This is a genomic window from Prevotella sp. CAG:255 (assembly GCF_000431195.1).
In the GTDB taxonomy this organism is placed as follows: domain Bacteria; phylum Bacteroidota; class Bacteroidia; order Bacteroidales; family Bacteroidaceae; genus Prevotella; species Prevotella rara.
This window is the reverse complement of sequence record NZ_HF986852.1, coordinates 4,629-29,038: the sequence shown is the minus strand read 5'-3', so window position 1 is coordinate 29,038 and position 24,410 is coordinate 4,629. Positions and strand designations below refer to the sequence as shown.

Here is a 24,410-nt window from a genome sequence, read left to right as displayed (position 1 = left end):
GACACCCAATAGTTTCGTCACTTTCAAATCCCGATTCCTCACATCCACTTCGCGGATATAATCCGCCCAAGCGTTTGTAGTTTGTCTTACTCATAATTGTTCTTGTTAATCAGGTTTACAACTACTTTCACCATCACGTCCTTTTCCTCCGTGCGGCTCTCGGCTATCATCAGCGTAAGGGCAACAAGAGTGTTGTCGGCTATGCGTTTGGTGCCGTCAGGATTATAGAGAATGCCGTTACCTGCCATAAACCATAAGAAGAGAGTTGCAGCTATGCGCTTGTTGCCGTCGCTGAACGAATGATTCTTAGTTACAAGGTAAAGCAACATGGCGGCCTTTTCTTCTACTGACGGATAAAGGTCTTGCCCGCCGAAAGTCTGATATATCTGCCCGATGGAACTCTTGAACGAATCGTCTTTCTCATGAGCGAACCACTGGCTGCCGCCGAATTTCTCCTTCAGTTCTTCTATTGCCTTCATGGCTCCTTCGTATGTAGCACGAAACTTGGCTTCGTTAGTGGTCTGCTCCACAGCCAGTTGCTGGTAATCGTACTTGTCCAAAGTGTCAAGGGCATAAGCATAATCGGCAACCACTTCCACCAAATTGAGCGCATCATCAGAAGTCAGTGCCTCTTGTGCCTTTACCGTTCTGCCCAATACGGCAACAAGCTGCTTCAGCTCCGTATAACGTTGTTCTGTCAGAGCTTTATTGACGGCATAGCCTTTAATTAAATATTCTTTCAGCACTTTGTTTGCCCATATACGAAACTGCGTGCCACGCTGGCTTTTTACACGATAGCCCACGGAAATGATGACGTCCAAGTTGTATAACACAATATTCTTAGTTTGCGTAAATCCCTCTCTACGACCATAATTCTTGGTATGTGCAAAATTTGCACATGTGGTCTCACGCTCTAATTCATGTTCCTTATAAATATTGCTAATGTGGCGTCCTATAACGGTTCTGTCCTTTTGAAACAGTTCTGCCATCTGTGCCTGTGAAAGCCACACAGAATCTCCATCCATCCTGACATCCACGGCGGTCTGCCCATCGGCAGTACGGTAAATTACAATTTTGTCATTCAAGTCCATAGCCCAACTCTTTAAACAGGTTCAACAACTCCTTTCTGCTTTCCTCCTCCTGTTTCAGCAAATCTTTCATTTCGGTTTGCAGCTCTTTCATCTTTGTATCGAAGTCTACGCCTTCGTCACGGCTCTTGAACTCTATATATCAGCTGCACTATCAGAAGTAACATCAGTAGGATTTCAAGCGGCGCACACAAAGAACAAAGATATAAAAATATTTTGTAAATACCACATCGTTCAAAAAATTTTTTTGAATCAAAAAATGCCCTAATACAAAATCTGTTATTAGTATTCGGTCTGTATTTTTGCTTTATATCGAGCGGCTTTTTGTTGGATTATTTGCAGGCACTTTTATAATTTATAATTAGCTAACGCTGAACTTCGTTTAATAATTGGGTTAGACCGAACTACGTTTCATAATTAGCTTGCGCCAATAGAACCAAAAAGGCAGGCTGAAAGCATGAATAAACAAAATTAATAAAGCTATGTGCGGCCTGAAGGCCGATTGGGGATTATACCGTTTCATGACAAAACTTATCAAAAACGACAATAATAACAAATACTTTCCTGCGTTTTATATCTACCTTATTATATCCCCAAAACAAACCTATGACTTACGCATAAAAAACCTATGACTTTTGATGTAAAAGTGGCCGAGTTACGAGGCAAAACTCAGCCATTAACAGTTTAGAAGTAAATACATTGGATTTACTTAACAAGCAGCAACACACAAAGCTACAATCTTTCAATTTAAAACACAAAACAACGCAAATACTTACGATTTTTCGGGACTGTTTTTATGATGCGAATGTATGGATGTGAAAAGGCGGCCGGACTGGGGAGCTGACAAATATTAATCGGGACGATTGGGGATAAGAAGTGACGCTCATGTCAATGTTGCGGACTACGGGGCGGCTATGGTTTATGGTATTGCGATTGATAAAAAAGTCATAAATAATGTTACGCAAAACGTGATGTAATAAAGCAAATTGACTGAAAAACGTCATTTTAAAAGGCAAGGACGAAAAATAATGGCTCCGTTGGCAAATTTTTATTTTGTAGTTATGCCAATTTGCATTATCTTTGCATAAGATAAGCGGCATCTAGGCATAACATTCAAGCAAGCTTGATGATTCTGCTCTCGGTTTGCATTATCTCTGCAATAAGATAAGCGGCAGACAGGACTGACCGGGGAGACAGGACGCACGGGCACGACTGAGAGTTGCTTTATCAGAAGAAGAAGACAACAACGTTGAAGGCTCCATGACGACGCCAGCCGGAGGGAGACAAGACATATATAGCACGCATAAACAAAAGACATTCAGGACATGAACAAAAGCGACAGCATAGTCATTATACCTACGTATAACGAGAAAGAGAACATCGAGAAGATTATAAGGGCGGTGTTCTCGCTTGAAAAATGTTTTAATATTCTCGTGATAGACGACGGCTCGCCCGACGGCACCGCGGCTATAGTTCACCGACTGATGGAGAGCGAGTTTGCCGACCGTCTGTTTATCATTGAGCGCAGCGGCAAGCTGGGCCTCGGCACGGCATACATAACGGGCTTTAAATGGGCCCTGGAGCACGGATATGACTATATATTCGAGATGGACGCCGACTTCAGTCACGACCCCAACGACCTGCCGCGCCTCTATTCGGCATGCCACGACGAGGGCTACGACGTTGCCATAGGCTCGCGCTACGTGAGCGGAGTGAACGTGGTGAACTGGCCTATAGGACGAGTGCTGATGAGCTATTTTGCATCTAAGTATGTGCGCATGGTGACGGGCTTCAAGGTGCACGACACCACTGCCGGATTTAAATGCTACAAGCGCCGCGTGCTCGAGACCATAGAGCTGGACAAGATACGCTTCAAGGGCTACGGCTTCCAGATAGAGATGAAGTTTACGGCATACAAGATAGGCTTCAAGATTAAGGAAGTGCCCGTGATATTCGTCAACAGACGTGAAGGCGTGTCGAAGATGAGCGGCGGCATATTCGGCGAGGCTTTCTTCGGTGTGATGCGTCTGCGCTGGGACGGATGGACACGCAAGTATCCCAAGATTAAAGACTGACAGAAGGAAGGGACATGCAGCAGGGCCGCTGCCCTGCTGCAACACCATAACCGCAACAACGCTGCTGCGCAAAAACGGTCTGCAAGGACGCAAGACGATACAGACATAAAGCGCAAGCCGCGCAGTATCAGAAGACGAGCAAGGGAATGAGCGCCCCGGCTTATCAGACACGACAACGCTCACCGAGGCAGACTAGGCTGCCACAGATGCAGCAGGCATCACAGACAGGTTAACCGCAAATATTATTCTAACGAAAAAACGATAAAAACAACTAACAATGAGATACATCTACCGAATATATCAAATATGCATCGCGCTGCCGATAATACTCGTGCTCACCATACTTACGTCGCTCACCACGAGCGTGGGCTGCGTGCTTGGCAACGGCCACTTCTGGGGCTACTATCCGCCTAAGCTGTGGGCAGCAGCCATACTTAAGGTGCTGTTTCTGCCGGTAAAGGTTGTGGGACGCGAGAACCTGAAGCACAACGAGTCGTATGTGTTTGTGAGCAACCATCAGGGCTCGTTCGACATATTTCTGATATTCGGTCATCTGGGACGCAACTTCAAATGGATGATGAAGCACCAGCTGCGCAAGATTCCTCTCGTTGGCTTTGCCTGCGAGATGTCTCACCAGATATTTGTAGACAAGCGCGGCCCGAGCAAGGTAAAGGAGACATACGACAAGGCACGCCACACGCTGAAGGACGGAATGAGCGTGGTGGTGTTCCCCGAAGGCTCGCGCACGTTTACAGGGCATATGGGTACGTTTAAGCGTGGCGCCTTCATGCTTGCCGACGAGCTTCAGCTGCCCGTAGTGCCGCTGACCATCAACGGCTCTTTCGACGTGCTGCCAAGGACAAACAAATGGTTCTGGGTGAAATGGCATCCGCTGACACTGACCATCCATAAGCCGATATACCCCGAAGGACAGGGTGCCGAAGACATAAGCAAGCGCATGGACATAAGCTATAAGGAGATTATGGCCGACCTGACTCCGAAATATCAGGGGTATGTGAAGAATCCGAATCAGTAGATTCGTTTTAAGTAGTTAAAGTAGTTAGAGGAGTTATCGCCAACGGAGTTGGCTAGGAGTTAAAGTCATATGCTAACGTAGTGCGTATTTAAGTGAAGAACTAAAAGTGAAGAGTGAAAAATTCATATGTTAGCGTAGTACGTACGATAATAACCAACAAGGCTATTATGCCGGCTAAAGGTTGATGCTAACTTATAGCCCGAAGGGCTACACTTAAGTAACCGTGGGTGATACACCCACGGCCTGTAACAAAACAAACTATGAGCACCCGAAGTGGTGCTATATCGGAGCAAATAACGGACACAAAAGCAAACAAGTAAGTAACATAAAAACAAGAATAGCACCACTTCGGGTGCTCGCATTACCAGGACTTTAATCCGTGGGTAATGACCCACGGTTACCAAAGTTAAGCCCTTCGGGCTACCGGCAAATTAAGCCGCAAAAGCGCAATGAAAAGTTAAAAATGAAAAACTCTTGTGGATTCGAGTCAGAAGTTAAAGTAGTTAGAGAAGTTATCGCTCACTAAGGTGAGCTAGGAGCATATTTAAGTGAAGAACTAAAAGTGAAGAGTGAAAAATCCAATTGCAAACATATTGCTTACAAGTAGAAACCACAATACATTTGGATTTTTCGTTTTTCATTTTTAACTTTTCACTTTCGTAAGACGCACTACGTTGCTATTGTGCCGGCTGATCTGTGCTTTCGAGGCGGGAGTTAAAGTAGTTATCGCTCACTTAGGTGAGCTGGTAGTTAGAGTCAAATGCCTTGTTGATTCTTATCATAACTTCATAATCACTACGTTTGGTAATGTGCCGGCGGATCTGCGCTCCGCCGGAATTAAATATAAGGATCTGAGATCCGCTAAAAATACCGCTGCCTTATGAAGTGAGTAATGAAAAATTTAATGCTATGTTTGCATTAAAAGTATAAGATGATGCTAAATAGGAAGTAATCGGATTAAATAAATCCTGATATTCATTTCCGGCAGATTGCAAATCAGCCGGCACATTAGCCTTGTTGGTTCTTATCGCACGATATTCATTTCCGGCCGATTGCAAATCAGCCGGCACATTAGCTTTATTGGTTCTTATCGCACGCACTACGCTAAGTTATCGCTCACAAAGGTGAGCTAGTCGTTAGAGTCAAATGCCTTGTTGATTCTTTTCAATGTAATACAATTGACAATAATCGACGAAACGCACGCACTACTTTGGCTATTGTGCCGGCGGATCTGCGCTCCGCCGGAATTAAATATAAGGATCTGAGATCCGCTAAAAATACCGCTGCCTTATGAAGTGAGTAATGAAAAATTTAATGCTATGTTTGCATTAAAAGTATAAGATGATGCTAAATAGGAAGTAATCGGATTAAAAATTAGCTGCGCTGACCTTCCGTTCTGATATTCATTTCCGGCCGATTTTTCGCTGTGCTCAACAACTCGTGCAAATCAGCCGGCACATTAGCCTTCTTGGTTCTTTTCGCACGCACTACGTTAGCATTTGGATTTTTCATTCTTCACTCTTCACTCTTCACTTCCGTCAGGCGTTTTTCACTTTTAATTTTTAGTTTTTAGTTGCGCTTTGCGCCGGCTCTTCCTGATGCCATGTCTGATATATACAATATTCCGGTAGCTTTGTCCCTTGCATTAAATTCTATGTAGTAGATATCTTCAAGGTCGTATCCGGATTTTGAAGAGTCCCAAGACATTGAGCCAGAGCCTTTGCCTACGGTTTTCAGTTCTTCTCTATAATATTTGTCGCCGTTTGCCGTTTTCACTTTACATGTAATGCCCAGTGTGTATGTGCCTTCCTTCTTTAAGTTATAGTCAAGGTTGTAATACTTTGTCAGCGTAGGCGTAATGGTCAGTATATAATTCTTTCCCGGTGTCTCAACCGATGTCTCTTCATAATATATTATTTTGTTGCCCGTCTTGTGATACGGTCTTATGTAATATGTTGTGCCGCGTTTCAGCGTTGTTCCGCTGTTGCCGATAATCCGTGAAAAACCGTTCAGACATTCATCATTCTCGTTCAGCTTTATTATTGCGTTTTCAATAGTGGGTTTGGGTGATGTTCCAATGCAGAATCCTGTTTTGTCAGGCAGTCCTGTTGTGCTGTTCTTTGTCAGCCCCACGGCTATACATGGTCTTTCACCGTCCTGCACAAAGTTTACTTTTGTTTTCAGTGCCTTTGATGTTACCACGTTTTCAGAGCTGCCTTCGCCATCTTCGTCGTCGTTACCTTCACTGTTGCCTATGCAGATGTCAATCAGAGTCTTGTCTGGCAGTTCATCGCTGTCAATTTTGAAATACCACAGGTCATCTTTCTTTACCGTTGTCAGCAGACCGTTAACAAGCGTCTTATATTGCGTTGTAACCTTGGCATATCCCTGGTTTCCCGACACAAAGTTAAGTTCCATGTCATATTGGTGCCATGGGTCGCTCCATCCTTCAGGGTCTGGCGATGCCTGATAATACATCACCGTCATGCTTACCGTCGCCTTGCTCTGGTTCGTCTTTACGTATGCATATTTCGTTACGCCTATCATCTGCACAGCCGAATAGCTCAGCACGTTTGGCGTACCTTGCTTGTCTACATACAATGCCATGGCCCTGTATAGTTTTCCTTCATATTCATAATAGAACTTCAGTTCGTGTCCGTTCAGGTTTTCTAAAGCCATGTCCTCATATGTTCCGTCTGTAGTGCCGTCTTCGTCGCTGTCACTTCCGCATCCTGTTGTGCATAATGCCACGCACACCATCATCATGTACGTAATAAGTTTTGATGTAAATTCTTTCATGGTGTTTTTCTTATATTCCACGTTTTATCGTGGGTTATCATTCTCTTTAATAATTCTTACAAAACATTTTTTGCAAAGATAATGTCTGTTTGTTCGTCAATGACGATTTTGTCGTTTAATTTATGTTAAATGTCTACATATAGGCATATTTTCCAGTTGACCATAAATCGTCAGTTTGTATACAGTCGCTTTTTATTTGCTTATGTCTTTGCTTTTTTCCTGAAAAGCTATATATTTGCATTGCTTAAAAAATAATTAACCTTAATCAAATGTTATGAACGCTTACAGCTATTCTTGCCGCACATTCATGTCCGTTTCGTCTCTTATGTTATCTTTGCGCCCTTCACGCATGCCCTTGCGCCTTGCCTTATTCTTTGTCTTGCTGTCATTCTCGTCTCAGCTCCGTTCCGCCTTGCCAGAGCGTACCGCAGCTAACGTCAGCAAGTATGCTGACATCTGCAAGCGCAACATCTATAAGGAGATGCGCGGAATGTATCGCGAGGCTGGCGGCTCACTTAAATATAAGTTTCTTGCTCCCGGCAGCAGTCAGTATCTCGACATGCTTTGGGACTGGGACTCATGGCTCAGCAACGTGGCTCTCAGGCAGATTCTTCTCGACAACGGCACGCCTAAAGACAGCATTCAGGCACTCGACTATGAGCGCGGCTGTGTGCTCAATTCGTTGAGCTATTGCGGCATGGACGGCTGGATACCTATATGGATAGAGCGCAACGCGCCTTCACGCGAAGAGATGCTCAAGAAGCGTAATCCCTGGAAGTCGAATATGCACAAGCCAACGCTGGCTCAGCATGCAGCCTTTATCGTCAGGACGATGAACGGAGATGCTGAGTGGTTGCGCGACGATTTCTATTATTTGCAGGCCTTTGTGTCTAAATATATGAACTTCCACCGCCATAAGGCAACAGGTCTTCTTTATTGGGAAACTGATGAGGCTATAGGTGTAGACAACGATCCCAGCACGTTTTATCGTCCCCACGAAAGTTCCGGTTCAATATTCCTCAACGCCCTTATGTATAAGGAACTGCAGGCCATGGCCTACATCGCCCGATGTCTCAGTTTGGGCGAGATAGCGGCTCAGTATGATAAAGAGGCAGCCGACTTGAAGTCGAAGATACAGGAACACTGTTGGGACCCGCGCGACAAGTTTTATTACAGCGTCGACCTCAATCTGTTGCCTGTCGAGAAGCCGTCCATCAGCGGTCTTAATCCCGGCGACCTCTATCTGCATGTCGGTCAGCCGCGTAATTACGACTGCCTTATCCAGCGTTTCAGCGTGTGGAGTGGCTTTATGTCCATGTGGGCAGGCATAGCTACGCCGTCTCAGGCTGCCGACATAGTCCGTCTTCATTATCGTGACACCACGTCGTTCAATGCCCCTGCCGGCATCCGTTCACTGTCTCCGTTAGAGAAGATGTATAATCTTCGTGCCAGCGGTAATCCTTCGTCATGGCAGGGACCAATATGGATTAATGTCAACTACCTCGTCTTCCGTGGTCTTCTTAACTATGGCTACACCGCCGAAGCCCGTGAGCTGGCTGAAAAGACCATTATCCTGCTTGGCCGCGACTTCGAGCGCTTTGGTGCGTTACATGAGTATTACCTGCCTGAAAACGGAGAGCCGGTGCTCAATAAAGGCTTCCAGAATTGGAACTTCTTAGTCTTAAACATGATAGCCTGGCTAGAAGGCCGCCCCACCATTTCTGAGTTTTAATCGTATAGCATAATAAATGAAGAGCAGGCGCAAAGCGCAATTAAAAATGAAAAATTAAAAGTGAAAAAACGAATGACAAGCTAGCATAAGACTTTGGAGTTAAAGTAGTTACAGGAGTTATCGCTTACTAATGTGAGCTAGGAGCATATTTAAGTGAAGAACGAAGAGTGAAGAGTGAAAAATCCAATTGCAAACGTATTGCTTACAAGTAGAAACCACAATACATTTGGATTTTTCGTTTTTCACTTTTACCTTTTCACTTTCGTAAGACGCACTACGTTGCCATTGTACCGGCGGATCTGTGCTTTCAAGTCGGGAGTTAAAGTAGTTACAGGAGTTATCGCTCACTTTGGTGAGCTAGTAGTTAGAGTCATATGCATTGTTGATTCTTATCATAACTTCATAATCACTACGTTTGGTAATGTTCCGGCTGATTTGCAATCTGCCGGAATTGAGTATAAGGATCTCCTGATCCGCTAAAGTACCGCTATATTATAAAAGTGAATAATGAAAAACGAAGTTCGACGTTAGTCAATTCAATATTTTACTACAAGAAATAGGAAGTAATCGGATCAAAGACCCCGTGGGGAGGCTTTTGTTTCGCCAATTGTATTGTGCCGGCGGATCTGTGCTTTCGAGTCGGGAGTTAAAGTAGTTATAGGAGTTATCGCTCACTTTGGTGAGCTAGTAGTTAGAGTCATATGCCTTGTTGATTCTTTTCAATGTAATACAATTGACAATAATCGACGAAGCGCACGCACTACGTTTGGTAATGTTCCGGCTGATTTGCAATCTGCCGGAATATAATATAAGGATCTTTGATCCGCTAAAAAATACCGCTGTCTTATGAGATCCGCTAAAAGTACCGCTATATTATGAAAGTGAATAATGACAAAGGAAGTTCGACGTTAGTCAATTCAATATTTTACTACAAGAAATAGGAAGTAATCGGATCATAGATCCTTATATTTAATTCCGGCCGATTGCAAATCAGCCGGCACATTAGCGAACGTAGTGCTTATGAGGTCAGGATAAGAATCCACAAAGCATATGACTTTAACTCCTTTAACTACCGAGAAACAAAAGCCTCCCCACGGGGGAGGTTTGGTGGGGCTTTCACTTCCTCCTTGTAATCACCTTCCCCGGTATCACGGTCAGTTTCATGATGCCGTTTTCGTCTATTGCCACTTTCATATATCTGGCCTTTTCCACCACCTTTCCGTCAACTTCCATTACGCCCCATTGTCTCGGACTGTCCTCAAAGGCACAGAGCTTGCCTATCGGCGGCATTATCATTCTGTATTTCGGCGGCACTACGACTCTGTCGCCCGACTTCAGTCCCCATTTCGTTCCGCTCTTAAATGGTTGTGCGTCGGTTATCCTTTCCAGTTTTTTCTGCCTTTGTTCCTGTTCCTCTTGTTCCTTTCTCAGTCTCTTTTCCGCAGCCCTTGCGCAGGCTTCCGTCTTCAGTCTCCTTAGCTGGGCTTCCATGTCGTCCTTTCCGTCTATCTGTTCAGGCGTCATGCCTTTTGCCATGTGATAGAAGCGTCCGTCATTGTCAGCCGCAATAATACTTCCGTCAGCCAGTCTGCCGCAACACCAGTATGCCCTTTCCTCGTCACCTTCAATCACGCATGCCGATGTCTCGTAGCCCGTGCTAAGCGTCAGCGCTGCCTTGCGGCACGCCTCCGGCACGTTGCTGTCAGGTATTTCCAGATAAAAGCCGCGCCATGCCAGTTCGCCGCGTCCTATGCCTTGAGCGTTCACATACACATCCTTAGTCCTGCTGTATAGCGTTCTGCCCATCTTCAGCATCTCCACGCTTCCGAATACCATCACCTCCGGCTTCTCCCTGTACAGTCTGTTTGTCCTTATGTCAATATAAAATGTCTTGCATCCGTTGTCTTTCACCTCAACAAAGTCGTTCTTCACAAACCTCATGCCGCTGTATCTGTCTATTCTCATCATCACATTACCCTCGCCGTCAACCACGCCAACGCGCATGTCGCCGAATCTCACGGCAGCCATGTTGTCCTTTATGTCAAACACCTTCGCATATTGCGTCTTCGCCGTTATCTTCCTGCCGCGTTTCAGGCCCCATGTTCCGCTCCGTTTGTCCTTGTATGCCGTCAGTGCCTTAGCCTCCGTCTCGTCTCCGTCTTTGGCTTTCTCTATATATGTCAGCAGCCTTTCGTGGTTCATCACCACTTCCATTTCGTCCTTTCCTATAGCCTCTTCGTCAGCTGTCCGTGCCGTCGCAGCCAGTTGCCTGCCACGCCTTTCCGTCTCTGCCTTTCCCGTCATCCTGCCTTCAAACATAGCCTGCCAGTCGCGTTCCCTTGTCGGCAGTCCGAACACACGATACAGCCCCACGTTGTCTATCAGCATGCACGCATCCTTGCCCTTGCTCATTCTCAGTCCGCGGCCCACCTGCTGCAGATATTTTGCCAGCGACAGGGTAGGGCGGCCCATCTGCACAAACTCCACGTCAGGACAGTCGAAGCCCTCGCTGAACACGTCAACGTTCACCATCACCTTTATCCTTCCCGCCTTAAAGTCGTCCACTAAGGCTTTACGTGTCACCCGCGGCGTCCTGCTGTCTATCGCCACTGCCTTCACGCCCCGTCTGCTGTAGTATTCCGCAATGTTTCTGGCGTGTTCAATGCTTATGGCGTACACTATGCCCTTTTTGCCGTCGGCATAGCGCTTCATGGCGTCATACAGCCTTTCGATGCTCGTCTGCCTGTTCAGCTTCTCGTTCATCTCCTTTATCTGGTAGTCGCCGTCGGTGCCCCGTCTCTTCAGTTCGTTTATCAGTCTCTGTTCCTCGCTCTCACGTCTTATCGACACATAGTCGAACACCGACAGATATCCGCGTCTTACAAACTCCGCAATGCTCCATCCCGATATCAGCTTGTCAAACAGATCCGTAAATCCCTTGCCGTTCATTCTGCATGGCGTGGCCGTCATTCCCAGCTTCTTAGCCTCCGGGTATCTTCGCCACAGTTCGGCGTAAGTGTCAGCCAGCGCATGGTGAGCTTCGTCTATCACTATCAGGCTCGGCATCTCGTCCTTCACGTCCTCCCAGTGTCTCGCCAGCCATTGTATCGACAACACGTGGATCTTACTGGCGTAAGACAATTGAGAATTGATAATTGATAATGGAAAATTATGATTTGCCTTGTGCTTATTTATAGGCGTTGAACAACGTTTGTCACAGTCTAATTGTGAAACATTGTTCGGTTTACCCCAATTATGCCTTATGAAACGTAGTTCAGCGTTAGCTAATTGTGAAACATCGTTCCGTCCAACCCAATTATTAATTATGAATTGTGAATTATGAATTATGAATTGTTCTACCGTTTCCTTAATTTGTTCCACCAGTTCCCGTCTGTGCGCAACAATCCACACGCTACGCGTCCGTCCTGTCGTTTCGTTTTTAGTGTTTAGTTCTTCATTCACGAGTGCAGCCAATACTCTCGTCTTGCCGGTGCCTGTAGGCATCTGCACCATCACGCTCTTGCATCTTTGCCATTCGTCAATGATGCGAGCCATTATGTCCGTCTGATAGTCGCGTAAGTAAGCCACAGATTATGGAAGTGGTTGTTAGAAGTTAAAGGAGTTACAGGAGTTAGAGTCAAATGCGTTGTAGATTATTATCATGACTTCACATAGTGCTTGCGACAATGACCAACAAGGCTAATGTTCCGGCTGATTTGCACGAGTTGTTGAGCGCAGCGAAAAATCGGCCGGAATTGAATATAAGAACCGAAGGTCAGCACAGCTAATTTTTTAATCCGATTACTTCCTATTTAGCATCACCGCAGTGCTTGCGACAAGGACCAGCAAGGCTAATGTTCCGGCTGATTTGCAATCGGCCGGAATTGAGTATAAGGATCTATGATCCGATTACTTCCTATTTGACATCACCTCATACTTTTAATGCAAACTTAGCATTAGATTTTTCATTACTCACTTCATAAGGCAGCGGTATTTTTAGCGGATCATAGATCCTTATATTCAATTCCGGCGGAGCGCAGATCCGCCGGCACATTACCAAACGTAGTGATTATGAAAGTAATCAGATTGCAAATCTTTATATTCACTTCCGGCCGATTACAAATCAGCCGGCACAATAGCAACGTAGTGCTTGCGATAAGAATCAACAATGCATATGACTCTAACTCCTAGCTCACCTTAGTGAGCGATAACTTCTTTAACTACTTTAACTACCAATAATATTAGCGCATGTTTTTTCAGTAGTTCTTATTATCAATATACACCTCAAGCAGCTTCGACACGCGGTCTTCGTTGTTCGGCACAACGTCCATGTCGGCAACGCAGGCAGGCACGAGACTGCTCATGCCCTTTGTCAGATGCACCTGCTTTATCTCTGGCTCCTCGCCCTTCCACGACCTTATCACGATGTCATCACTTCCGTCAGGCGTTTTTCACTTTTAATTTTTCATTTTTATTTGCGCTTTCCGCCAGCTCTTCACTTAAGCCCCCTTCCTGTGCAGCGTAATAACCGATATCTCGTGGCTTGCTCCGAAGCGGAAGGGGATGAAGCCGCCTGTGCCTACAGACACGTTGATGGCACGGTTGCCTTCATGATACAGACCGCCCCACTCTCTATACATCAGTCTGGCCGGCGACATGCCGAAGACGCTGAACTGCATGGCGTGAGTGTGACCGCTCAAAGTAAGCTGCGCCTTGCTGCCGGACAGGATTTCCTTGCGCCACAGACGCGGATCGTGAGCAAGCATAAGCACAAAGCTTGAACTGTCTACTCCGGCCATCGCCCTCTTAAGGTCTGTGCGCTTAGGCTCACCGCCACGGCCGTCGTTCTCAACGCCTGCAACAATTATCGAGTCGTTGCCGCGCTTAACGGTCTTGTTCTCATTGAGCAATAGCGTCCAGCCAAATTCACGCTCACGACTGATAATCTCACGCTCATTGGCCACCTTAACAACATCGTCGGCCTTGATATAGTCAGAATAGTCGTGATTGCCGAGAACAGAATAAACGCCGTCCTTGGCGCTAAGGCTGCTCAGAAGCGGAATAAACTCGTAAAGTTCCTCGGGCGACATGTTCTGCAAATCGCCCGTAAACACTATCATGTCGGCCTTCTGAGCGTTGATGCTGTCGACAATACGCTCAAACACCTTCTTGTCCTTTCCGCGGTAAGTGCCGAGATGGGCATCGCTAAACTGCACTATGCGATAGCCGTCGAAGGCCTGAGGCAGGTCGGCAGAATAAAAGTCTTCATGGCGTATGTCTAGCTTCCGGAAGCCTATGGTGCTGCCGTAGACCACGATATATATCTGACCTATGGCCAGCAGCAGTCCGACAAGGTTGCCCCAGTTGTTCTTTGTGTGATGATAGCGGCAATGTCCCCAGCCGAGCAACGAGCATACGGCGAAGATAAACTTGGGGATGGCCAGCACACCGAAAAGAAACAGATAAACGTTGAGCAACTCGATGCGCTCAGGCGCAAAATCGCGCGAGAACGTAAGCACCAGCGTATAGACAAAGAGAATGATACCCGGAGTCCACCACAACAGGCGCTGCCACCACAAATACCTGGTCTTACGGCGCAGCAGTCTTCTGTCGATGTAGATGTCAGACAGGATTATCATCAACACCAAAAGCACGAATATCCTTGCAATCATTTTTTCAGAAGATTAATTTTTAACTAAACATCAACTACAGCCCCTTATCTGAAGGCTATCTCCTCACCACGGCAAGAGTCGAGGAAACGTCCGTCGTCGTAGACATGCACGCCGTTGCAGAACGTGTGAACCACGCGCCAATTGAACGTATGTCCCTCCATAGGGCTCCATCCGCACTTGCTCTGTATGACGTCTTTCGTAACCGTCCACGGACTGCCGGGGCGCACAACAACGACATCGGCCTTATAGCCCTTGCGGAGAAAACCGCGCCCTCGCACATCAAAAAGGCGTGCGGGATTGTGGCACATAAGCTCTACGAGCCGTTCTATAGGCAGCACATTGCTGTCGACAAGCTCGAGCATGGACACGAGCGAGAACTGTATCATGGGCATGCCTGATGCCGCACGGGCGCATCCGCCCTGCTTGTCGGCCCACTGATGAGGGGCATGGTCGGTGCCTATTACTGATATGCGGCCGTCGGAGAGTGCACGCCTCAGAGCGTCGCGGTCGGCAAGTGTCTTTACTGCCGGGTTGCACTTTATCCTTGTGCCAAGCGTGGCATAGTCGGCGTCAGAGAAAAACAGATGGGCAACCACAGCCTCAACCGTTATATCAGGCATGGCATCGTGCCACGGCTCAAACAGCTGCAGCTCGCGAGCCGTTGTAAGATGAGCCACATGAAGACGCGCACCATGCTTGCGCGCCATGCTTACGGCAAGCTCTGTAGACTTATAGCAAGCCTCCTCGCTGCGTATCTGCGGATGCAGAGCCACGTCGGGATCGTCGCCGTGAGCGGTCTTTGCAGCAGCCATGTTGGCATTGATTATGCCAGTGTCCTCACAATGTGTCATGACGGGGACACGGGCTTCGCTGAATATGCGTTCGAGAGCCTCACAGCGATCAACGAGCATGTTGCCCGTTGACGAGCCCATAAACAGCTTTATGCCGGGCACACGATGAACGTCGAGCCGGCTGAACAGGTCGACATTATCATTGGTTGCACCGAAGAAGAACGAATAGTTGACGTGGCTCTTTGCCGCCGCCAATGTGCGTTTCTCTTCGAGAGCCTCGAGCGTGGTGGTCTGCGGCACGGTGTTAGGCATGTCGAAATAAGACGTAACACCGCCATAGGCCGCAGCACGACTCTCAGAACTTATGTCGGCCTTTGCCGTAAGGCCAGGCTCACGAAAATGCACATGGTCGTCGATAACGCCCGGAAGCACGTAGCACCCCGAAGCATCAACCACCTTATCAAAATGTTCACTGCCAGAAATAAAATTGTCTTGGAGAATGTCTGATATCAAACCATTCTCCAAGACAACCGAGCCACGGAACGACTTTCCCTCGTTGACAAGCGTGGCGTCTTTTATCAATAATCTCATAATATCTTTTAAAGCCCCTGTATATGTTCCTTTTTTGCGGTTAAGCCTGACGCCTTTGTCACTCTGCTCCCTCAACAGCCTCGCTCAGAGAGTCTTCTGATCCCGGCTGTGCCAGTTCGTTGGGCGTAGGAGGCGCCAGCGTCGGGTCGTCTGTTCCGTCGGGCATTGCCGTACCGTTCATTATAGCCTGGTTCTGCTGTGCCTTGCGGTAATAGTCGCGCACGTAAGGATCGTTCTTGAAGTTGTCAGTTGCCTTGCTCATTATATCCTCAATCCAGGGTGAAAGCTCGGGATATCTGTGGCCGGCTGTAATCATGAAGAACACGCCCGGACCCAGCACATTGTCGAAGTTCTCAACGATGAACGACGTTACGAGCTTGTCTTCCTTCTCAACAATCTGTGCAGCCTTCTGCGACAGTTTTGCGTTCACCTCGTTGATGTCGTGTCCGTCCATTATGGCCTGACTCTGCAGGTGGCCCAGTTCGCCTACCTCACTCTCCAGCTGGTTGTACTTCTCGATAAACTTAAACAGCTTGTCGTTAAGCGGCGTTCCGCTCACCTTCTGCTGCGTGTTGTCTATCTTTATCTGTATTTCGCCGCTCTCAAGCACCACCGGCATAAGGCTCTCATCGTCCATGAAGAGAGTTGCTATACGCGTAGAATCGAGCGCCCCCGAAAAATGAAACTGTCCGTGAACTATGTCGCAAGAGTCGATATTCTTCAGGTCGTCGCCTTCATAAACCTTAAGAAACAGCATGCGGCCGTCTAACGTAGGAACATTAGATGAACCTTGAATGTTGTAAGAGTTTACACACGACGTAAACACGGCAAAAGCCCCCAGAAGAGTTAAAAGAGTCTTAACCATAACCTTGTTTTGTAATATTAGCACAAAATTACAACGTATTATCGATGTAAGAAAAATTTTTCATGCAATTTAAAATAAATACACTGACTTTTAGAGTTTTTTTGCCTCTTTAGCCAGCTCGCCTGATATTCTGTGAGTTGTATAAATCTCAAGCATGGCAGCAACGAGGAGCAGGAGCACCCAGTTGTTGTGAACATAAGTGACGTAATTGAAGTATCCGTCGGGCGAAAGCTTGAGAAACAGGGGCAGCAGCAGGCCATAAGAGTTTTCGACCATCAGCAGTGCCGAAAGAATAAACAGCACGTCGCCCGTGACCATGATACGGCGCAGACGCCTGATGGTGAAGTTGTTGCCGCTGTAGGTCTGCATCATCTGCATAGAAGCAAAGCACAAGGCACCCACAAGAAATATCCACGAAGCCATGAGCATCGTGCCAAAGACATAAAGTCCGGCACCGGCCACCATGAGCACCGCACCCGAAAGCAGAACAATAGTCTGCAGTTTATTTAGCTGTTTCATCGTTATCTGTTACTGGTTTTTGGTCATCACTAAGCACGAATATATCCTCATCGTCGGCTTTCATAAAGTAGTTCTCGCGAGCTATCTTTGTGATGGCCTTGGGGTTGCGCTTCAGTTCCTTTATCTTCTGTTCGTCCTGCTCATACTGCATGTTGTAGGCATCAATCTGCTCCTTCAGCTCGCTCACGAGTATTCTGTTGCGCACATGCTTCAGCAGGCTGTTCTCATCGAGGACCCCGACAATGAGGACACCGAAAATTATCACAATCCAATATTTGTTGTGACTTATAAAATTCAGAATAGGATATAAACGTCTGCTCATTAAATTTACACGGTTTCGTTACGCAACGGCAACAGTACACACGACATATAAACGGGCTTTAGCCGCCGTAACGCTGCATATTTTTGTGCAAAGATAATGCAAGTTGGGAATATAACAAAATAATAAAGGTCTTTTAACCCAAATCAGTCATTAGGATTCGGTCGGGATTTTTGCTCTATATTGAGCGGATTTTCGTTAGATTTTTCGCAGTCATAGCGGGCTATGTCAAGAAAAATCTGATTAAAAGACGCCAATAGAAACAAAAAGACCGGCTGAAAGCATCAATGCACAAAATTGATAAAATAATATGCTGTCTAATGACCGATTTGGGTTAAATTGTAATAAACAAATGTATCGCGTGGTGTCATGTTGAACCGACACAGACACCCATCAATGACACAATACTGCGGCATACGGCCGTATTTAAGTTTATTTGAAAGCAAAAGCGCGTATTTACATCGCACGGCAATCTTCAGCGGCAACAATAAATACGGCAAACGGAAAGACGGACATAGACCGGCATACATTAAAATTATGCCATAAAAAGGCTGGCATAAAGGGGAATACTGACGACAACGCATCAGATATAAATCAACAATGCTGCTGCACCGTGACGTCTTTTTCAGGACAAATCAGAAGCGCGTGAGCTGCAGCGTGGCATAGTCAGAGCGCAATACAAGATTGTCGCCGTCTGCAACCACCACATCAAAGGTTGTCTCAGTAGAATTGATTCCGAACGGCAGCAGGTCTTCCACGGTAGCGTCAACGCCGTTGTCGCTCGTAGCAGCCCTCTGCTTAAAGTCTTTCATCACCACCTTTGTCTCTCCGTCCTCATATCCGAAGCGACCTATGTATGTGCCATAGCCGTTTGGACCCTGCTTCTCGGACACCTCAACCACGTATCTCGTTATGCTGTAATAAAGGCGCGTACACTCGTGCATGCGTCCGTCAGCCCTCGTTTCAAAGCGTTCCAGTTTCCAGAATCCTTCTATATCGCTGTTTACAGGCTCCTTAAAGTCGCAGCCCGACATAGCCAGAGCCATGACGGCAGCAACGATCCATCCTATTATCTTGACCATAAAACTCCTATTTTGGTTATTGTTATCATGCAGCCCATGCTGTCGCCTATATAGCTGCCCTTGTCGTATCCGCAGGCCAGTCTGAAGTTCCATCCCGAAGCCTTGCGCGGACTGTATGCCACTTCTGCCAGCGTGCTTCCCTGACGCATCATGCGGTCGAGCGGCACTTTGTATGTTCCCCAGTGGCGCATGTACGACAGCAGCAGGCGATACGACCACTCGTCAGACGGATTGCCGCCAATGCCTATATGATGGGCCTTTACGCGGTTGCTCCTGAACATATTGGTTCCGTCGGCATTATATATTGGTCCGGGCAGAAACGGATGGCCCATTCCCATACCCCAGTGTTGCCAGTTGTAGTCGTGGTTATAGTAGTTGTCGCCGCCGCTCATCTGTATCTCATGAAACGAACCGCCAACACCGTCATAAAGCAGCGGTCCGGTCTGGTCGGTTGTGCACAGCCCTTCCCACAGCAGAGTTGACACAAAGGGATTCTCCGGCAACGTTAGTTCCACGCCTATATGCCCGTCTTTCCAGCGTCCATACTGCCACGTTAGCTGCGAGTGGTCATCGAAATAATGCTCGTAATAGCATCTCAGCTTCCATGTCGGCGCCGTATAGTTGAGCGCAAAGTTCCAGCTTCCCACATGGTTGCCCTCCACGTTCTGCAGCGTGCTCTCCTGTATAGGTATGATGGCCTTCAGATATTCTTTTATCCCGCCGGGCATCTTTGCCACACACGTTGTGGTTCCGTCGTCATTCTTGCGCCACTTGCTTCCGCCAAACTGCGCCGCTTCGATCATTCCGATTTCCATCGTAACTGGTATCTTCTTTGGATTTCCCACTCTAAGCATGACTGACTTGCTGTGATATATAACGCCTCTGGTGAACGTCTCGCCTGGCTTTACAAAATCCGACCGCCAGTCGCCGTCTGTCAGCCATCCGTAGCCGAAATGAAACTTGGCAGCCACCCATCCTTTGGTGTAAGGCAGATTCTGATATTCCTTCACCTCAAGACGCACCTGCGGCACAGGACGTGCCCCGGGACCTTCAACCATCATGCCGCTGCTTAGCCTCATGTTCTTGTCCAGCGGAAAGGCTTCGCGCTCCTTGCTGCCTATGCTCAGCGTTATATTGCGCCATGACACATCGACAAAAGCCTGCTGAACAACAAAGTCTGAAGTCTGATTAACAGCTCCGGCCAGGTCGAGTCCTGCCTCCAGACGCCAGTCGGCACCAAACTTTCCGGCATAGTCTACACCCGCTCTGAGATATCCGCTGCACGGCTCTACACCCGACAGGCCATAGCGGTTGGCCGTAAACCACATAGGGGCATAGTCGCCCGTAGACACATTGGCAGACGTCTCCAGCTTATATCTCAGCGTGTCGCCTCCGGCAAATGCCGCGGCAAGAGGCAACATACTCAGCAATAATAACAGTTTAAGCGATTTCATCAGAATTAATCTTTCACCTTTAACTAAACACCTTGATGCTCTTTATCTAAAAGGCATGCTACATATTATAAATCTAGTTATACCGTTGTCCTGCAAACATCCATGAGCCTTCTTTCGCAAGTATTAAGGCAATTAACATGCCCGTTCTTACCAGACATGGCACAGTTGTCCTATTGTTACAATAAGTCAAGATATGCAGGAATGGTTTGAAGGACACCAATAATCTAGTTACATTTGATTTTCAGGGCGCAAAATTACAATAAAAAACCTGACAGATAAAAATATTTTTGTTAAAAACATAGTAATATTTTTAAAATATACGCACTTGTATGCTTGCATTTTGCACACTCAACTTAACATAATCGGGACACATTCTGCTCACGCGCATTACAAAATGCAATATACCGACACAACACAAACGGCACAAGCTAAATAAGAGACAAAATAAAAGCAGCCACAAACAATGGCTGCATATAAGACAAAAAGTGCGCAATGCGGCATAACACCTTATGCCGCTATTGCGCAAAAGCTATATTTATTACTAACATCTAATACTTTCCGCAGGCTGTTTGCCGGCCTGTGGTCAGAAGCCTATTTCCTGCCCTCGGGCAAACACGCGGCGTATCACAGGCGACGTGTAGGCATAAGGGATGTAGTCAATCGAAGGTATCGGCTCTGTTATAAAGAAGTTAGCCACCTTGCCCACGGCTATCGAACCGTAGTCGCGGCTGAGCCCCATAGCATAAGCCGAGTTTATCGTGGCGGCATTGATGGCCTCTGCAGGCAGCAGTCTCAGCTTGATGCATGCCAGAGACACAATAAACTTCATGTCGCCCGATGGAGTTGATCCGGGATTATAGTCGCTGGCAACGGCAACGCCAAGTCCGGCGTCAACCATCTTACGTGCCAGTGCATAAGGCAGATTAAGGAAGAACGACGTGCCGGGCAGCACCGTAGGCATAGTGCCGCTGCCGCGCAGCAGCTCTATCTCCTCTTCGGTCATGCTCTCCAGATGGTCTACAGACAAGGCATTGCGCTTCACGCCTATCTCTACACCGCCCGACGATGCCAGTTCGTCGGCATGTATCTTGGGCAGCATTCCCCATTTTGCTCCGGCCTCAAGTATGCGGTCGGTCTCTTCTGGGGTAAAGAAGCCTTCGTCGCAGAACACGTCTACATAGTCGGCAAGATGCTCGCGCCCTACCTCTGGTATCATCTCCTCTACAACAAGACGTACATATTCGTCCTGTGTGTACTGGCGTCCTACTGCATGCGCACCAAGGAAGGTAGACACCACCTTTATAGGTGCCGTCTCCTTTATGCGCTTTATCACGCGCAGCATCTTCAGCTCGTCTTCGGTGTTAAGGCCGTAGCCGCTCTTTATCTCAACGCAGCCCGTACCCTTCATTATCACCTCGCGTACACGCCTCATGGCCTGCTCATAGAGTTGGTCCTCTGTCATGGTGTGCAGCAGGTCGGCTGAGTTGAGTATGCCTCCGCCGCGTTTGGCTATCTCGGCATAGCTCAGGCCTCTTATCTTGTCGACAAACTCGCCCTCGCGGCTTCCCGCATACACTATGTGGGTATGCGGGTCGCACCATGACGGCATCAGCGTTCCGCCTTCGGCGTCGACAACGGTATCTGCAGCAGCTTCAGCATCCGTCAGACTGTCCATCGTGCCGAATCCGGTTATCAGTCCGTCTTCGGCAGTCAGATAGGCGTCGTTTATCTGCTCCAGCGTCTGCATCTCGCTGCCCTGCAGCCTCAGCTTGCCGTGCCGGTCTATTCCGGCCAGTGTCTTTATATTCTTTACAAGCAGTCTCATCGGCTTGATTATTTTACGTTTTCCTTAGCGTCATGCTTATTCGGCATGCTCTCTCAGGAAGTCAATAGAGTTCTTTATGTGAGGATACATCACTTCGTCGTTCACGATGAACGGCACTACCTTGCGGTATTCATCATGCAGCTTCTCGATTACAGGAGACGACTTCAGCGGACGTCTGAACTCAAGAGCCTGAGCAGCATTAAACAGCTCTATTGCCAGCACACGCTCCGTGTTGAGCACCACCTTATAGAGCTTTATTGCAGCGTTGGCACCCATGCTGACATGGTCTTCCTGACCCTGGCTCGAAGGTATGCTGTCTACAGATGCAGGCGAGCACAGATTCTTGTTAAGGCTTACTATTGACGCAGCTGTGTATTGTGTAATCATAAATCCGCTGTTTACGCCTGGAGTTGCAACGAGGAAGCTTGGCAGGTCTCTTGTGCCCGACACGAGCTTGTAGATTCGTCTTTCTGATATATTAGCCAGTTCGCTCAGTGCCATTGCAAGGAAGTCCATAGGCAGTGCGATAGGCTCTCCGTGGAAGTTTCCGGCAGAGATAATCAGGTCTTCGTCTGGACATACTGTCGGGTTGTCTGTTGCCGAGTTGATTTCAGTGTCGATCACTGACTTAACGTATGCCATTGAGTCCTTTGCTGCGCCATGAACCTGCGGAATGCAGCGGAACGAATACGGGTCCTGAACATAAGATTTGGGCTTCTCTATTATCTCGCTGCCCTCAAGCAGTTGCCTCATGTTTGCGGCTGTCTCTATCTGACCCTTGTGAGGTCTTACCTGATGTACGGCGTCTGTGAAAGGAGACACCAGTCCATAATATGCGTCGAGCGACATGGCAGCAATCTTGTCTGCCCATTTGCTCAGGCGTTCGCCCTGCAGCAATGCCCATACGGCAAACGAACTCATGTTCTGTGTTCCGTTGAGCAGTGCCAGACCTTCTTTAGATCCGAGCTGTATCGGCTCCCATCCGTTCTCCTTCAGCATCTCTGCTCCTGTCATCACCTTACCCTTATACTCTACGTCACCGAGTCCTACGAGCGGCAGACAGAGGTGTGCCAGAGGCACAAGGTCGCCGGATGCGCCAAGTGAGCCTTGCATGTAAACAATAGGATAGACATCGTTGTTGAAGAAGTCAACAAGTCTCTCTACGGTATCAAGCTTGCAGCCTGAGTATCCATAGCTCAGCGACTGTATCTTCAGCAGCAGCATTATCTTTACTATATCGTTAGGCACGCGGTCGCCTGTGCCGCATGCATGCGACATCATCAGGTTTATCTGCAACTGCGAAAGCTGGTCGTTGCCGATAGACACGTTGCAGAGAGAGCCGAATCCTGTTGTTACGCCATAGATAGGCTTCTCTGTCTCTTCTATCTTCTTGTCGAGATATTCACGGCAGCGTACGATGCGCTTGCGTGCGTCTTCACTAAGTTCGAGTTTATAACCTTTTTCTATTATCTCACCGATACGTTCAATCGTGAGATGTTCTGCTGATATTTGGTGAATCATTGTGTATTTAAATTTAAAGTTATGTGTGTGTTTAGGAGTTAAAGAAGTTAGAGTAGTTAAAGGAGTTAAAGTCATATGTCTTGTGGACACACAATTATAAATTATAATTCATAATTGACTAACGCCTAATCTTGTTTCATAATCAGGACATTGTTTCTTAGTCCTTAATTATTTACTTAATTACTTCAAGGCATTTGACTTTAACTACTTTAACTCCTTCTAACTACTTTAACTACTGAATTTACTTCACTGCGTTATCTATTATCTCATCATCCACGAAGTTAGGCATCGTAACCTTCAGGTTCGGGGTGCGTTCCATTTCGCGTTCAATACTGTGTATAGAGCCTTCGTTGCGTGCCCAGCTGCGGCGTGCAATACCGTTGTTTACGTCCCAGAACAGCATTTCGCGTATGTGGCGTGCGCTGTCTTCGCCTCCGTCTATCATCATGCCGAAGCCGCCGTTGATAACTTCGCCCCAGCCTACTCCGCCACCATTGTGGATAGATACCCATGTGGCACCTCTGAACGAGTCGCCTATAACGTTCTGAACAGCCATGTCGGCACAGAACTGCGAACCGTCGTATATGTTACTTGTCTCACGGAACGGAGAGTCTGTTCCTGATACGTCGTGATGGTCGCGGCCAAGCACAACCGGACGTGTTATCTCGCCCTTCTTTATTGCCTCGTTGAATGCCAGAGCAATCTTTGCGCGGCCTTCGGCGTCGGCATACAATATACGTGCCTGTGAGCCTACTACGAGATGGTTGCGGCCGGCCTCCTTTATCCAGTGGATGTTGTCTTCCATCTGGTGCTGTATCTCCTCCGGTGCTGTCTTGCATATCTCCTCGAGCACCTCTACAGCCAGACGGTCGGTTACAGCCAGGTCTTCGGGCTTGCCTGATGTACATACCCATCTGAACGGACCGAAGCCGTAGTCGAAGAACATCGGACCCATGATGTCCTGAACGTATGAAGGATATCTGAACTTGCCGTCGGCAGCCATGATGTCGGCTCCAGCAAGCCCCGAGCGCCGCCGGGAAT

General features: G+C 47.5%; 16 protein-coding genes and 1 pseudogene. 3 read left to right on the top strand and 14 right to left on the bottom strand.

The window, feature by feature from the left end:
- Nucleotides 1-86: 86 nt before the first annotated feature.
- Nucleotides 87-1,091 (bottom strand): virulence protein RhuM/Fic/DOC family protein, encoded by a 1,005-nt coding sequence (gene rhuM / locus QVO66_RS11590; RefSeq protein ID WP_021855656.1) that lies wholly within the window; start codon nt 1,089-1,091, stop codon nt 87-89.
- Nucleotides 1,092-2,413: 1,322 nt separating this feature from the next.
- Here rhuM and QVO66_RS11585 point away from each other — a divergent pair.
- Together QVO66_RS11585 and QVO66_RS11580 are read left to right on the top strand one after the other, a co-directional pair.
- Complete coding sequence (locus QVO66_RS11585; RefSeq protein ID WP_021855654.1) at nt 2,414-3,163, top strand: polyprenol monophosphomannose synthase; 750 nt, start codon at nt 2,414-2,416, stop codon at nt 3,161-3,163.
- Between the two features lie 277 nt (nt 3,164-3,440).
- Nucleotides 3,441-4,199, top strand: a complete 759-nt coding sequence (locus QVO66_RS11580) for a lysophospholipid acyltransferase family protein (RefSeq protein WP_021855653.1) — start codon at nt 3,441-3,443, stop codon at nt 4,197-4,199.
- 1,569 nt (nt 4,200-5,768) lie between these two features.
- Here the strand turns inward: QVO66_RS11580 and QVO66_RS11575 are convergent.
- Entirely contained in the window at nt 5,769-6,998 is a 1,230-nt protein-coding gene (locus QVO66_RS11575; protein ID WP_288172851.1) for a hypothetical protein, read from the bottom strand.
- 349 nt (nt 6,999-7,347) lie between these two features.
- Here QVO66_RS11575 and QVO66_RS11570 point away from each other — a divergent pair, with 349 nt between their 5' ends.
- Complete coding sequence (locus QVO66_RS11570; protein ID WP_288172850.1) at nt 7,348-8,730, top strand: MGH1-like glycoside hydrolase domain-containing protein; 1,383 nt, start codon at nt 7,348-7,350, stop codon at nt 8,728-8,730.
- A 1,116-nt stretch (nt 8,731-9,846) separates the two neighbouring features.
- On the opposite strand, the gene QVO66_RS11565 is transcribed toward QVO66_RS11570, so the two are convergent.
- The 12 genes and pseudogenes from QVO66_RS11565 to QVO66_RS11510 form a co-directional block, all read right to left on the bottom strand.
- Nucleotides 9,847-12,318, bottom strand: coding sequence for a DEAD/DEAH box helicase (locus QVO66_RS11565; protein ID WP_021855650.1), 2,472 nt, complete (start codon nt 12,316-12,318; stop codon nt 9,847-9,849).
- A gap of 668 nt (nt 12,319-12,986) precedes the next feature.
- On the bottom strand, nt 12,987-13,154 hold the full coding sequence (locus QVO66_RS11560; RefSeq protein ID WP_288172849.1) for a hypothetical protein: 168 nt from the start codon (nt 13,152-13,154) through the stop codon (nt 12,987-12,989).
- 75 nt (nt 13,155-13,229) lie between these two features.
- Complete coding sequence (locus QVO66_RS11555; RefSeq protein ID WP_021855648.1) at nt 13,230-14,402, bottom strand: metallophosphoesterase; 1,173 nt, start codon at nt 14,400-14,402, stop codon at nt 13,230-13,232.
- A 44-nt stretch (nt 14,403-14,446) separates the two neighbouring features.
- Nucleotides 14,447-15,784, bottom strand: coding sequence for a dihydroorotase (locus tag QVO66_RS11550; protein WP_021855647.1), 1,338 nt, complete (start codon nt 15,782-15,784; stop codon nt 14,447-14,449).
- Nucleotides 15,785-15,842: 58 nt separating this feature from the next.
- Complete coding sequence (locus tag QVO66_RS11545) at nt 15,843-16,649, bottom strand: DUF4369 domain-containing protein (protein WP_053399242.1); 807 nt, start codon at nt 16,647-16,649, stop codon at nt 15,843-15,845.
- A gap of 90 nt (nt 16,650-16,739) precedes the next feature.
- Nucleotides 16,740-17,168, bottom strand: coding sequence for a hypothetical protein (locus QVO66_RS11540; RefSeq protein ID WP_021855645.1), 429 nt, complete (start codon nt 17,166-17,168; stop codon nt 16,740-16,742).
- Entirely contained in the window at nt 17,152-17,490 is a 339-nt protein-coding gene (locus QVO66_RS11535) for an FtsB family cell division protein (protein ID WP_021855644.1), read from the bottom strand. The genes QVO66_RS11540 and QVO66_RS11535 overlap by 17 nt, the downstream gene beginning before the upstream one ends.
- A gap of 632 nt (nt 17,491-18,122) precedes the next feature.
- Nucleotides 18,123-18,569 (bottom strand): lipocalin-like domain-containing protein, encoded by a 447-nt coding sequence (locus QVO66_RS11530; protein ID WP_021855643.1) that lies wholly within the window; start codon nt 18,567-18,569, stop codon nt 18,123-18,125.
- The gene (locus tag QVO66_RS11525) at nt 18,557-20,023 is read right to left on the bottom strand and encodes a capsule assembly Wzi family protein (protein WP_021855642.1); all 1,467 of its coding nucleotides are present in this window, start codon (nt 20,021-20,023) and stop codon (nt 18,557-18,559) included. Before QVO66_RS11525 ends, QVO66_RS11530 begins: the two co-directional genes overlap by 13 nt.
- Nucleotides 20,024-20,606: 583 nt before the next feature.
- Nucleotides 20,607-21,848: an imidazolonepropionase gene (hutI, locus tag QVO66_RS11520; protein ID WP_021855641.1), complete on the bottom strand. Its 1,242-nt coding sequence runs from the start codon at nt 21,846-21,848 to the stop codon at nt 20,607-20,609.
- Between the two features lie 36 nt (nt 21,849-21,884).
- Nucleotides 21,885-23,369 (bottom strand): histidine ammonia-lyase, encoded by a 1,485-nt coding sequence (gene hutH, locus QVO66_RS11515; protein ID WP_021855640.1) that lies wholly within the window; start codon nt 23,367-23,369, stop codon nt 21,885-21,887.
- 241 nt (nt 23,370-23,610) lie between these two features.
- A pseudogene (locus tag QVO66_RS11510) lies at nt 23,611-24,410 on the bottom strand (urocanate hydratase); the annotation flags it as partial.

Coding starts and splice junctions, on each gene's coding strand:
- QVO66_RS11535 (WP_021855644.1), bottom strand. CDS start 17,490: ATGAGCAGACGTTTATATCCTATTCTGAATTTTATAAGTCACAACAAA.
- hutH (WP_021855640.1), bottom strand. CDS start 23,369: ATGATTCACCAAATATCAGCAGAACATCTCACGATTGAACGTATCGGT.
- rhuM (WP_021855656.1), bottom strand. CDS start 1,091: ATGGACTTGAATGACAAAATTGTAATTTACCGTACTGCCGATGGGCAG.
- QVO66_RS11550 (WP_021855647.1), bottom strand. CDS start 15,784: ATGAGATTATTGATAAAAGACGCCACGCTTGTCAACGAGGGAAAGTCG.
- QVO66_RS11575 (WP_288172851.1), bottom strand. CDS start 6,998: ATGAAAGAATTTACATCAAAACTTATTACGTACATGATGATGGTGTGC.
- QVO66_RS11555 (WP_021855648.1), bottom strand. CDS start 14,402: ATGATTGCAAGGATATTCGTGCTTTTGGTGTTGATGATAATCCTGTCT.
- QVO66_RS11530 (WP_021855643.1), bottom strand. CDS start 18,569: ATGGTCAAGATAATAGGATGGATCGTTGCTGCCGTCATGGCTCTGGCT.
- QVO66_RS11570 (WP_288172850.1), top strand. CDS start 7,348: ATGCCCTTGCGCCTTGCCTTATTCTTTGTCTTGCTGTCATTCTCGTCT.
- QVO66_RS11525 (WP_021855642.1), bottom strand. CDS start 20,023: ATGAAATCGCTTAAACTGTTATTATTGCTGAGTATGTTGCCTCTTGCC.
- hutI (WP_021855641.1), bottom strand. CDS start 21,848: ATGAGACTGCTTGTAAAGAATATAAAGACACTGGCCGGAATAGACCGG.
- QVO66_RS11580 (WP_021855653.1), top strand. CDS start 3,441: ATGAGATACATCTACCGAATATATCAAATATGCATCGCGCTGCCGATA.
- QVO66_RS11540 (WP_021855645.1), bottom strand. CDS start 17,168: ATGAAACAGCTAAATAAACTGCAGACTATTGTTCTGCTTTCGGGTGCG.
- QVO66_RS11545 (WP_053399242.1), bottom strand. CDS start 16,649: ATGGTTAAGACTCTTTTAACTCTTCTGGGGGCTTTTGCCGTGTTTACG.
- QVO66_RS11585 (WP_021855654.1), top strand. CDS start 2,414: ATGAACAAAAGCGACAGCATAGTCATTATACCTACGTATAACGAGAAA.